Source organism: Massilia varians, from assembly GCF_027923905.1.
Lineage (GTDB): Bacteria > Pseudomonadota > Gammaproteobacteria > Burkholderiales > Burkholderiaceae_D > Telluria > Telluria varians_B.
On the sequence record NZ_AP026966.1, the window covers coordinates 4,831,433 to 4,844,223 of the forward strand.

The 12,791-nt window shown below is 63.2% G+C and carries 9 protein-coding genes; all 9 read left to right on the plus strand.

Annotated features, from left to right (window positions below; translation table 11 throughout):
- Positions 1–8 precede the first annotated feature (8 nt).
- Positions 9–1,070 (plus strand): hypothetical protein, encoded by a 1,062-nt coding sequence (locus MasN3_RS21825; protein ID WP_281910192.1) that lies wholly within the window; start codon positions 9–11, stop codon positions 1,068–1,070.
- Between the two features lie 60 nt (positions 1,071–1,130).
- Positions 1,131–2,315, plus strand: coding sequence for a GAF domain-containing sensor histidine kinase (locus MasN3_RS21830; RefSeq protein ID WP_281910193.1), 1,185 nt, complete (start codon positions 1,131–1,133; stop codon positions 2,313–2,315).
- 517 nt (positions 2,316–2,832) lie between these two features.
- Positions 2,833–3,324, plus strand: a complete 492-nt coding sequence (locus MasN3_RS21835; protein ID WP_281910194.1) for an Hcp family type VI secretion system effector — start codon at positions 2,833–2,835, stop codon at positions 3,322–3,324.
- 12 nt (positions 3,325–3,336) lie between these two features.
- Positions 3,337–3,759 (plus strand): hypothetical protein, encoded by a 423-nt coding sequence (locus MasN3_RS21840; RefSeq protein WP_281910195.1) that lies wholly within the window; start codon positions 3,337–3,339, stop codon positions 3,757–3,759.
- A gap of 626 nt (positions 3,760–4,385) precedes the next feature.
- Positions 4,386–5,234: a phytanoyl-CoA dioxygenase family protein gene (locus MasN3_RS21845; protein WP_281910196.1), complete on the plus strand. Its 849-nt coding sequence runs from the start codon at positions 4,386–4,388 to the stop codon at positions 5,232–5,234.
- Between the two features lie 129 nt (positions 5,235–5,363).
- Positions 5,364–7,733, plus strand: a complete 2,370-nt coding sequence (locus MasN3_RS21850) for a M1 family metallopeptidase (protein ID WP_281910197.1) — start codon at positions 5,364–5,366, stop codon at positions 7,731–7,733.
- A 70-nt stretch (positions 7,734–7,803) separates the two neighbouring features.
- Complete coding sequence (locus MasN3_RS21855; RefSeq protein ID WP_281910198.1) at positions 7,804–10,176, plus strand: M1 family metallopeptidase; 2,373 nt, start codon at positions 7,804–7,806, stop codon at positions 10,174–10,176.
- The gene (locus MasN3_RS21860) at positions 10,176–10,691 is read left to right on the plus strand and encodes a DUF6702 family protein (RefSeq protein ID WP_281910199.1); all 516 of its coding nucleotides are present in this window, start codon (positions 10,176–10,178) and stop codon (positions 10,689–10,691) included. The genes MasN3_RS21855 and MasN3_RS21860 overlap by 1 nt, the downstream gene beginning before the upstream one ends.
- A complete protein-coding gene (locus MasN3_RS21865; RefSeq protein ID WP_281910200.1) occupies positions 10,691–12,757 on the plus strand; it encodes a TonB-dependent receptor in 2,067 nt (688 codons plus the stop codon). Before MasN3_RS21860 ends, MasN3_RS21865 begins: the two co-directional genes overlap by 1 nt.
- The last annotated feature ends 34 nt before the right edge of the window (positions 12,758–12,791 follow it).

A 12,791-nucleotide genomic window follows, 5' to 3' on the forward strand; every position in this document is an offset into this window, starting at 1 on the left:
CCTCGAACATGCATACCACAGCCCCGTCCGACGTCCTCCTGCAGGACGCACTCCCCGCACACGCCGTCGACACCGCCAGCGCGCACCTGCGCGACATCCTCGCGGTCGCGCTCGAACACGGCCCCGGGCAGCGTGCGCTGGTCGTGCATGACGGGCGCACGCCCCTGTCGCGCGCCCTGACCGAGGGCTACCGCCGCAACCTGCCCGAGGCGCGCTTCATCGACTTCGACGGCGCCACGCCCGAGGCCGTGCTGGCCGCCTTCCGCGCGATGGCGCCGAAGGACCTGGTGGTGCTGGTGCAGTCGACCAACTTCCGCCTGGACGGCTTCCGCATCCGGGTCGAGCTGTTCAAGCTGGGGCTGAAAGTGATCGAGCATGTGCACCTGTCGCGCATGCCGGGCCCGCAGTCGGAGCACTACATCGAAGCGCTGGCCTACGATCCGGCCTACTTCCGCGGCACCGGGCGCGCCTTGAAAGCGCGGATCGACGCAGCGCCGCACGGGCGGGTCGAGGGCGGCGGCGAGACCCTGCATTTTAGTTCGGCTTTCGAGCCGGCCAAGCTGAACGTGGGCGACTACAGCGAGATGCATAACGTCGGCGGCCAGTTCCCGATCGGCGAGGTGTTCACCGAGGCGCTCGACCTGGAGGCGGTGCACGGCCGGGTGCAGGTGCACGTCTTCGGCGACACCAGTTACCGCTCCAACCGTCCGGAGTTGCCGGTGACCCTGATCGTCGAGCGCGGGCGCGTGGTCGGCACGGAAAACGCGACCCCCGCCTTCCAGGAAGTGCTGGATAAAATCACCGCCGACGAAGGCGAAGTCTGGGTGCGCGAGCTGGGCTTCGGGCTGAACCGCGCTTTCACGCGCACGCGCCGCGTGGACGACATCGGCACCTACGAGCGCATGTGCGGCATCCACCTGTCGCTCGGCGCCAAGCATGGCGTGTATCCGAAGCCCGGTTTCAAGCGCAAGGATGCGCGCTACCACATCGACGTCTTCGCGGTGACGGATGCGGTCTACCTGGGCGAGGAACGTGTTTACGCAGAAGAGCAGTGGATTTGTAACAACTAGTTTTTCTTCGTACCACAAGTGCTACCATGGCTCGTTTGCAACCGTTTCGTAGGGCGTTCCATGGCAGCACATGCACCAAGCTGCGTCGACGAGATCCAGGCCATCGGCGCGGTGCCGAAGATCCTGGAAACCGTCGCCGCGATGACCGGCCTGCGCTTCGTGTGCATCGCCCACGTCACCCCGGATTCCTGGACCGCCTGCGCGGTGCTCGACAAGCTCGAATTCGGCCTCAAGCCGGGCGACCCGCTCGACGTCACCACCACCCTGTGCGAGGAAGTGCGCGATAGCGGCGCCGCCGTGATCATCGACCACGTCCGCGAGAGCGACCAGTACCGCGACCACCACACCCCGCGTATCTACGGCTTCCAGAGCTACTTCTCGATTCCCGTCTTCCGTCCCGACGGCCAGTATTTCGGCACCCTGTGCGGACTCGACCCGGAACCGGCGCGCCTGACCGATGCCGTCACCGTCTCGACCCTGCACCTGTTCACCGAACTGATCGCCAAGCAGCTGGAAAGCGAGCGCTCGCTGGGCGAAGCGCGCGCCGCCCTGCTGGACGAGCGCGAGACGGCCGAGCTGCGCGAACAGTTCATCGCCGTGCTCGGACACGACCTGCGCACGCCGCTCGGGTCCGTGCTGTCGGCCAGCGAGATCCTGCTATTGAAGCACCAGGACCCGTCGACCCGCCAGGTGGTCGAACGCATCCGCCGCAGCACCCGCCGCATGGCGGCCCTGGTCGAGGACGTGGTCGACTTCACGCGCGGGCGCATGGGCAGCGGCATCGCGCTCGACCTGCGTCCCGTGAAAGGCGCCGACCTGCGCCTGTACGACGTGGTGGACGAACTGTCCGGCCTCTACCCGGAGCGCACCATCGACACCGCGATCCAGCCCGGCATGTCGCTGCACTGCGACCCGGAGCGCCTGGCGCAACTGCTGTCCAACCTGCTCAAGAACGCCCTGGTGCACGGCAGCGAACGCCATCCCGTATTCGTGGTCGCGCACGTGCGCGAAGGCCGGTTCACGCTGCGCGTCACCAACGGCGGGCCGGACCTGAGCCCGGCCGTCATCGCCCAGCTCCTGAAACCCTACTGGCGCGCGGCCTCGCGCGCCGGCAGCGAAGGCCTGGGGCTCGGCCTGTACATCGTCGACCAGATCGCGCGCGGCCATGGCGGCACGGTCGAAGTCAGCTCGAGCGCCGGATCGACCTCGTTCACCTTCACGATGGCGGCGGAAGCGCCGGCTTGAGGCGGGCGGGCGCCGGCCTGGCATCTGCTCAGGCATAGGATTGTCTGCTGAACTCGTGGCGATTCAACGACGTTGGCCGCTACCGACAGGACACACCGTGGTGCTACCAGCCTTGGACCTATTTCGACAGGAAATTGTCTGATAGGAGAAGCCAGATTATTCAGTCAAAGTCCTGACGCGTAACAGTCCCCAAGTAGAGCCTAGAAAAGGCTGTTTAAGGCAGAGTTGGCACTTTCCCTTGTCAGGCCTGAAAAGAGCGCTCCTACGATATTTTTTTGGACAGGTTTGGCCCCGTTGAGGCCCTATCCCTCAACCGCTAAGCCAAACTCTTGCCCTTGATACTTTTCTGCCTCGACCGGCCAGTTAAAGTGAAGGGCCATCTCCCCAAATTCTTGGCGGAAATTTTCAGCCTTGAAACACTGCCGGTTGATCTACGTCCCTCCCGTTCCTGACTGTTGCCAACGTTGCTTTTGTTCAGTCGGGCAAGATCGCGCTTCAACCTACAAGGGAGGAAAGAATGGCAATCGATGCGTACCTGCAGATCGACGGCATCAAGGGCGAAAGCACCGACGACAAACACAAAAACTGGATCGAAGTTTCGAAGGTACTCGGTAGCGTCCACCAGCCGAGGGCTTCCACCGTGTCCACAGCAGGGGGGATGACGGCAGGCAAAGCGACGCTTTCGGACATCATGCTTGAAAAGCTGGCTGACTTGTCATCCCCGCTGCTCTGGCAGCACTGTGCGATGGGGAAGACAATTCCAAAGGCGGTGTTCGAATTTATGCGCTCGGACGGGGATGGGAAGCCGATCTGTTACGAAAGAATCACTTTAGCAAACGTGATGATTTCCAACGTGACATACGACAGCGGTGGGGGCGGCATTATGAAGGAAGTCGTGCAACTATCTTACTCACGAATCAACTGGGAACACGTAAAGCAATCCATCCGGGGAGGGACTGACGGAAGCACCCTGGGGGGCTGGGACTGCGCGAAGAACACTGTTTGCTAATAGGAGGCGCTTATGTCCAGCCCTTACATTGGCGAAGTAATGAATCACTGCCCCATAAAACCATTTGATTTTAAGATGACCCGCGCTGTAATTGTGTCGGGTGTTCCTGGTAATTTCTGCGGCCATACACTGCTCGCCACTGGCGGTGGCTGGTATTTCCATGTGGACGGCTTGAAAAACCGTCCTTGGTTCATGCGCGAGGAAGGCTACATGAGGTACTTACGCGAGAACGGCAAGAGAGAGATTCGGCGCTGGATCGTCCAGATTCCTGATCCTATTGGTGCGCATGCCAAACTCGTGGAATTACTAGCGAAGCCTTGGCATTGGCGCGTTTTGCCGAACAACTGCGTGTCCTTCGTAGAAGAAGTGGTCAAGGCTGGCGGTAGTGACGCCGGAATGTATTTCAACTGTCCCGCAGCTGAGCCCTTCGCATGAGTGCGCTTATATCGCTTGGGATAGCATTCTTTGTGATCGTGCTTCTCTGGCTAACGGGAGTCGTGTTCACACCTGACATGAGTTCCGATAGGGCGAGCGGCATAATCTTTATGTCATTCGTTGGAACGGGCTGCATCGCATGGGTCGTTCTAAAATACCTGCGAGGCCCAAGGGCAATATTTCGACGAATCCTATTCCCACTAGGGGCTGGGATTGTCAATTTCGCGTTTGTGTACGGCGTTTGCTTTCTTCCCGCCCCCCAGACGTTCGTAAGGGATGCTGCCATAATCGTTGGCGTTTCCGCATTTCTCTCATCGCTAGTGACATTCGTTATTCTCTCTTTGCCGACCCCACTCCCAGACAAATGGCGAAGGGGGCTCATTTCGCTTAGCGTCGGCTTCTTCGTGGCTGTATTTATGACTGTGCAAATAACCAGCTTCCTTCAAGATGTGAACAATCTCACGTCGATCTTTGGTGGATTGTTCATCGGTACGGCGCTCCTCGCAGCACTCGTGTTGAGGCTACGGAGCCGTTCTCGCTAGTACGAGTTACACGAAGAGCACCGACTAGTAGGGAGACCAAGGGACACGCAGCGCTACAATGGCGTTTTGTCCGGATCTCCCATCATGCTGACACCAGAACAGGGCGCCCAGTACGAACGCGACGGCTTCCTCGTCATCCCCGAGTTTAAGAGCATCGAAGAAATCGCCGCCCTGCGCCGCCGCGCCGAAGAAATCGTCGACGCCTTCGACCCCACCGAATCGCGCGCCATCTTCACGACGAAAGACCAGGCCCGCGCCAGCGATGACTGGTTCCTGGGCTCGGACAACACGGTGCGCTGCTTCTTCGAGGAAGAGGCCTTCGGCCCCGACGGTCAGCTGCGCCAGGCCAAGGCGCTCTCGATCAACAAGATCGGCCACGCCATGCACGACCTCGACCCGGTCTTCCACGCCTTCACGCGCGACCCGAAGCTGGCCGCCGTGGCGCGCGGCCTGGGCCTGGAGCAAGCGCAGGTGTGGCAGTCGATGTACATCTTCAAGCAGCCCGGCATCGGCGGCGAGGTGCGCTGGCACCAGGACGCCACCTTCTTCGACAGCGACCCGATCACCGTGACCACCTTCTGGTTCGCGCTGGAAGACGCGACCGTGGACAACGGCTGCCTGTGGGCCGAGCCGGGCGGCCACCGCGGTCCGCTGCGCGAGCGCTTCCTGCGCGTTGGCGACACGATCACGATGGAAAAGCTGGACAGCACGCCCTGGCCGGACAACAGCACCGCCGTCCCGCTGGAAGCCAGGGCCGGCACCCTGGTCTGCTTCCACGGCCTGCTGCCGCACTACAGCGCCCCGAACAGATCAAAGGTGTCGCGCCACGCATTCACCCTGCATGCCACCGATGCCCGCTCCATCTATTCGCCGCGCAACTGGATCCAGCGCGGGGACGATTTCCCCGTGCGTGGCTTCGAGCCGGGCGAATAAGACACAATTCCGGCCGGGGCGGGGACACATATGCATCATGTATCAGCTTTTTTACAAATCCTCTGAGCAATTGATAATTGGTAAAGCTAGAATAGTTTTTCCTATACCAATGATAATTCCAGGGGAAATATGATACGTCTGCCCATCGGACTAGCCGCGCTGTGCCTCAGTGCCACGGTTTTCGCAGCGCCGCCTTTCGACGACAAATTCCGCCAGCTTGACGAACTGCTGCCGACGCCGGGCGCCGTGCGCACCGCCTCGGGCGCGCCGGGCCATGCTTACTGGCAGCAGCGCGCCGACTACACGATGCGCGCCACGCTCGACGAGAACAAGCGTTCGCTCACCGGTTCGGGCACCATCACGTACCACAACAATTCCCCTGACACGCTGAAGTACCTCTGGCTGCAGCTGGACGAGAACATCTACAAGCCGGATTCGGCGGCCCGCAGCACCGCCACCCTGCCCTCGCGCGATGCCTGGCAGGCGCGCGGCAACGACGGCGTGAAGTTCGACGCCCTGCGCACCCTGTTCACGGCGCGCGATTTCGACGGCGGCTTCAAGGTCGCCAACGTGCGCGACAGCGGCGGCCGTCCGCTGAAGTACACCATCAACGGCACCATGATGCGCATCGACCTGCCGCAGGCCCTGAAACCGGGTTCGCGCGTGTCGTTCAGCCTCGACTGGAACTACAACATCAACGAGCAGAAGGTGCTCGGCGGCCGTTCCGGCTACGAGAAGTTCGACGACGGCAACGACCTGTACGAGATCGCCCTGTGGTTCCCGCGCATGGCGGCCTACTATGACGTCTACGGCTGGCAGCACAAGCAGTTCCTGGGTTCGGGCGAGTTCACGCTGGAATTCGGCGACTACGACGTGCGCATCACCGTCCCGGCCGACCACATCGTGGCGTCCACCGGCGAACTGCAGAACCCGAACGAGGTGCTCACCGCCACCCAGCGCCAGCGCCTGCAGCAGGCCAAGACCGCCAAGAAGCCGGTCATCATCGTGACCCAGGCCGAAGCGGAAGCCGCCGAAAAAGGCCGCGCCACTAACACGAAAACCTGGCACTTCAAGGCCAAGAACGTGCGCGACTTCGCCTTTGCGTCGAGCCGCAAGTTCATCTGGGATGCGCAGGGCATCAAGTCGGGCAACACCGACGTGATGGCGATGTCCTACTATCCGAAGGAAGGCAACCCGCTGTGGGAGCGCTACTCGACCCACGCGATCATCCACACCATCGAGCAGTACAACAAGTACTCGTTCGACTATCCCTACCCGGTGTCGATTTCCGTGAACGGCCCGGTGGGCGGCATGGAATACCCGATGATCACCTTCAACGGCCCGCGTCCGGTCAAGGACAAGAAGACCGGCGAGCTGACCTACTCGAAGCGCACCAAGTACGGCCTGATCGGCGTGATCATCCACGAGGTGGGCCACAACTACTTCCCGATGATCGTCAACTCGGACGAGCGCCAGTGGACCTGGATGGACGAGGGCATCAACTCCTTCGTGCAGTCGCTGGCCCAGGAAGCCTGGGAAGAGGACTGGGATGAAATGCGCGGCCATCCGCGCACGATCGTGCCCTACATGCGCTCCCAGAACCAGGTGCCGATCATGACCAACTCGGAGTCCCTGCTCCAGTTCGGCAACAACGCGTACGCCAAGCCGGCCGCCGCGCTGAACATCCTGCGCGAGACCATCCTCGGCCGCGAACTGTTCGACTTCGCCTTCAAGGAATACGCCGAGCGCTGGAAGTTCAAGCGTCCGACTCCGGCCGACTTCTTCCGCACCATGGAAGATGCCTCCGGCACCGACCTCGACTGGTTCTGGCGCGGCTGGTTCTACACCACCGACGCGGTCGACATCAGCGTGGACGGCGTGACCGAGTACACCATCAGCAGCAAGGATCCGGAAATCGAGAAGGCCTGGGCACGCGCCCGCAAGCAGGCCGAGCCGATCTCGATCACCGACCAGCGCAACAAGGGCATGGAGCGCCGCGTCGACCGCTTCCCGGAGCTGAAGGACTTCTACAACGAGAACGACGACTTCACGGTCACCAACAAGGACCGCAACAAGTTCAAGGAGACCATGGCTGGCCTGGAGGACTGGGAAAAGGCCCTGCTCAAGGAAGGCAAGCACCTGTACCTGGTGGACTTCTCGAACAAGGGTGGCCTGGTGATGCCGCTGATCGTGGAGATCACGACCCAGAGCGGAAAAAAATACATCGAACGCATCCCGGCCGAAGTATGGCGCTACTCGCCGAAGAAGATCACCAAGCTGTTCGTCACCGACGAGCCGATCGTGAGCCTGGTGCAGGACCCGTACTGGGAGACCGCCGACATCGACGTGAGCAACAACGCCTGGCCGGCCAAGGCGGTGCCGTCGCGCCTGGAACTGTTCAAGTCCGAGCGTGAGCCGGCGAACAACCTGATGCGCGACTTCAACACCAAGCTGGCCCCGCCGAAGGCGGCAGGCCAGGAGGCGCCGAAGGCCGAGTAATACGCTGTCGACCCGTCATCACCGGCAGGGCTGCGCGCCCTGCCGTTTCTTTATTGAGCAAGCAAATAGCATGAAAATCAAGCAACTGCAGGCAAGCATCGCCGCCCTGTTCCTGGCCAGCGCCGCCCACGCCGCCCCGGCCTTCGACGACAAGTTCCGCCAGCTCGACGAGTTGCTGCCGACCGCCACCGACACCCGCACCGCCTCGGGCGCCCCGGGCCACCGCTACTGGCAGCAGCGCGCCGACTACCGCCTGCGCGCCACCCTCGACGAGGACAAGCGCGCCGTCACCGGTTCCGGCACCGTCACCTATTACAACAATTCGCCGGATACGCTGTCCTACCTGTGGGTGCAGCTGGACCAGAACATGTTCCGCGCCGATTCGGACAACCGCCGCATCTCCACCCTGCCCTCGCGCGACGCCTGGCAAGCACGCGGCAACGATGGCGTCAAGTTCGACACCCTGAAGGCCACGCTCGCACAGCGCAGCTTCGAAGGCGGCATCCAGGTCACCAGCCTGACAGGCGTTGACGGCCGCGCCCTGCGCCACACGGTCAACAAGACCATGATGCGCATCGACCTGCCGCAGCCGCTCAAGCCGGGCGCGCGCGTGTCCTTCAACATGGCCTGGACCTTCAACATCCCCGAAGCGAACGTCGTCGGCCGCCGCACCGGCTTCGAGAAGTTCGACGACGGCAACGACATCTACCTGACCGCCCAGTGGTTCCCGCGCATGGCGGCTTATTACGACGTCAAGGGCTGGCAGAACAAGCAGTACATGGGCGACGGCGAATTCACGCTGGAATTCGGCGACTACGACGTGCAGCTGACCGTCCCGGCCGACCACATCGTCGCGTCCACCGGCGAGCTGCAGAACGCGAACGCAGTGCTCACCGCCGCCCAGCGCGAGCGCCTGAACCAGGCACGCAAGGCGAGCAAGCCGGTCGTCATCGTCACCCAGCTTGAGGCCGAAGCCGCCGAAAAAGGCCGCTCGAAGGCGACCAAAACCTGGCACTTCAAGGCGAAGGACGTGCGCGACTTCGCCTTTGCCTCGAGCCGCAAGTTCATCTGGGATGCCCAGGGCATCAAGAGCGGCAAGCAGGACGTGCTGGCCATGTCCTATTACCCGAAGGAAGGCAACCCGCTGTGGGAGCGCTACTCGACGGCCGCCGTGATCCACACCATCGAGCAGTACAACAAGTACTCCTTCGACTATCCCTACCCGACCGCGATCTCGGTGAACGGCTCGATCGGCGGCATGGAATACCCGATGATCTCGTTCAACGGCGGCCGCCCGGTGAAGGACAAGAAGACCGGTGAACTCACCTATGCGAAGAGCACCAAGTACGGCCTGATCAGCGTGATCATCCACGAGGTGGGCCACAACTACTTCCCGATGATCGTCAACTCGGACGAGCGCCAGTGGACCTGGATGGACGAGGGCATGAACAGCTTCCTGCAGTTCCTGGCCGAGGAAGCCTGGGAAGACAATTACCCGTCGCGCCGCGGCGAAGCGCGCAACATCGTCGATTACATGCGCAGCACCAACCAGGTGCCGATCATGACCAACGCCGAATCGACTATCCAGCGCGGCAACAACGCCTATGCCAAGCCGGCCGCCGCGCTGAACATCCTGCGCGAGACCATCCTCGGCCGCGAACTGTTCGACTTCGCCTTCAAGGAGTTCTCCGAGCGCTGGAAGTTCAAGCGCCCGACCCCGGCCGACTTCTTCCGCACGATGGAAGATGCCTCCGGCACGGACTTGGACTGGTTCTGGCGCGGCTGGTTCTACACCACCGACGCGGTCGACATCAGCGTGGACGGCGTGACCGAGTACACCATCAGCAGCAAGGATCCGGAAATCGAGAAGGCCTGGGCACGCGCCCGCAAGCAGGCCGAGCCGATCTCGATCACCGACCAGCGCAACAAGGGCATGGAGCGCCGCGTCGACCGCTTCCCGGAGCTGAAGGACTTCTACAACGAGAACGACGACTTCACGGTCACCAACAAGGACCGCAACAAGTTCAAGGAGACCATGGCTGGCCTGGAGGACTGGGAAAAGGCCCTGCTCAAGGAAGGCAAGCACCTGTACCTGGTGGACTTCTCGAACAAGGGTGGCCTGGTGATGCCGCTGATCGTGGAGATCACGACCCAGAGCGGAAAAAAATACATCGAACGCATCCCGGCCGAAGTATGGCGCTACTCGCCGAAGAAGATCACCAAGCTGTTCGTCACCGACGAGCCGATCGTGAGCCTGGTGCAGGACCCGTACTGGGAGACCGCCGACATCGACGTGAGCAACAACGCCTGGCCGGCCAAGGCGGTGCCGTCGCGCCTGGAACTGTTCAAGTCCGAGCGTGAGCCGGCAAACAACCTGATGCGCGATGCGAACACCAGGCTGGCGCCGGCCAGGACGCCTGACGCGGCGAAGAAAGCCCAGTAATGATGTTTCGCCTGAAGCACGCCTATAAGGCGCTGTTCGCCGCCGCCCTGCTGTCTCTCAGCGCGGCGGCGGGCGCGCACCGCTTCCACATGGGAATCACCGAGGTCGCGTTCAATCCGCGCACCGGCAGCACGGAGATCGTCCATACCTACATGGCGCACGACGTCGAGGCGCTCCTGATGAACCTGTACGGCCGCCAGTTCGACCTGGGCGACCCGGAAGACCAGGTGGTGCTGCGCAAGTACGTCGAGGAGCGCTTTTTCCTGAAGGGCGAGGACAAGGCGCGCCTGCCGGTGCGCTGGATCGGCATGACCGCCGATTCGCAGAGCGTGGTCATCTACCAGGAACTGGAACATGCCCCGCTGTCGAAGACCGCCGCGATCCACCAGGGCGTCCTGATGGACTTCCTGCCGGACCAGGTCAATACCGTCAACCTCAACAACGCGGGCGCGATCCGCTCGCTGACTTTCACCCAGGCCGCCGTCGAGCAGCCAACGCAAGAGAAACAACCCTGATGCTTCGTTTCAACCGTACTGCGCTTGCCGGCGCCATCGCCGCACTGTTCCTCCACGTCCCGGCGCTGGCCGACGACTTCGTCCTGCAGCGTGTCCTCGTCGAAGGTTCGCGCACCAGCCAGATCGGCATGACCGACTCGGCCAGCTCCGGCACCGTCGGCGCCAAGGACCTGGCCAACCGCACCGTCTACCGCCCCGGCGAGCTGCTGGAAGCAACCCCGGGCCTGATCGCCAGCCAGCACAGCGGCGAAGGCAAGGCCAACCAGTTCTACCTGCGCGGCTTCAACCTGGACCACGGCACCGACCTCGCCACCTGGGTGGACGGCATGCCGGTCAACCAGCGCAGCCATGCGCACGGCCAGGGCTGGACCGACCTGAACTTCCTGATCCCGGAAATCGTCACCCGCCTCGACTACCGCAAGGGTCCCTACTCGGCCACGGACGGCGACTTCGCCTCGGCCGGCAAGGCCTCGATCGCCTACGCCAACCGGCTGGTCTCGCCGCTGGCCGCCGTCACGGTCGGCCAGGACGCGTATGCGCGCACGGTGCTGGCCGCCTCGCCCGAGCTGGCCGGCGGCAACCTGCTGTACGCGCTGGAACTGATGAAGAACGACGGTCCCTGGGCGCGGCCGGACGGCTACCGCAAGATCAACGCGGTGCTGCGCTACAGCCGCGGCTATGCCAACAACGGCTGGACCGTCACCGCGATGCACTACCGCGGCCACTGGAACGCCTCCGACCAGATCCCGCTGCGCGCGGTGGCCAGCGGCCAGCTGAAACGTTTCGACACCATCGACCTGAGCGACGGCGGCAAGGCCGAGCGCAGCAGCCTGTCCGGAAGCTGGCGCCGCACCACCCAGGACACCGCCAGCAGCCTGAGCGCCTATGCGATCCGCAACAAGGGCGAGCTGTATTCGAACTTCACTTATTTCCTGAACGACCCGGTGAACGGCGACCAGTTCGCCCAGCCGGACCGCCGCGTGACCACCGGCCTGGACGGCAGCCATACCTGGCACGCCTACAAGGGAGGTGACGTCGCCTCGGACATGACCGTCGGCTTCCAGCTCCAGAACGACAACATCTTCAACGGCCTGCACGACACCCGCGCGCGCCAGCACATCGCGACCACGCGCGAAGACCACATCGTCGAAGGCAGCGCCGCCGTCTACCTGGAAAACGCGACGATGTGGAGCCAGGCGCTGCGCACCGTGATGGGTCTGCGCGCCAATGCCTACGCTTTTCGCGTCGACGGCGACCGTCCCGAGAATGCCGGCCGCGCCCGCGACAAGCTGGTCACGCCGACACTGAGCGTCGCTTACGGCCCGTGGCAGCATACCGAGCTGTATTTCAACTATGGCCACGGCTTCCACAGCAACGACGCGCGTGGCACCGTTGCCACGGTCGATCCGAAGAGCCTCGATCCGGTCGACCGTACCCCGGGCCTGGTGCGCTCGCGCGGCGTGGAGCTGGGCCTGCGCACGGTGGCGATCCCGAAGACGGAAACCACGGTGTCGGTGTACCGCCTGGACTTCGATTCCGAGCTGACCTACATCGGCGACGCCGGCAATACCGAGGCGGGCGACCCGAGCCGCCGCTACGGCGTCGAGCTGTCGAACAGCGTGCGCGCCAACAAGTGGCTGACGCTGAACTTCGACGCGGCCTATGCGCGGGCACGCTCGCGCGGCGGCAACCCGGACGGCGACCGGGACGCCAGCCGTCGTATTCCTGGCGCCGTCGAAGGCGTGGCCCAGGCGGGCCTGACCGTCGACCGTCTCGGTCCGTGGTCGGGCGCCCTGCGCCTGCGCTACTTCGGCCCGCGTCCGCTGATCGAGGACGACAGCGTCCGCTCGCGCCCCAGCCTGACGCTCAACGGCCGCGTGGGCTACCGACTCGGCAAGGACATGCGCATCGAGCTGGAAGGCTTCAATCTTACCAACCGGCGCGATTCGGCAATCGACTACTACTATGCGTCGCGCCTGTCGAACGAAGCGGATGCCGTGGACGACATCCATTTCCACCCGATCGAACCGCGCTCCTTCCGACTGAGCTTCACGAAGAACTGGTAATTGCTGGCGAGTTGTCCGGTAGCATGCCGGGAGC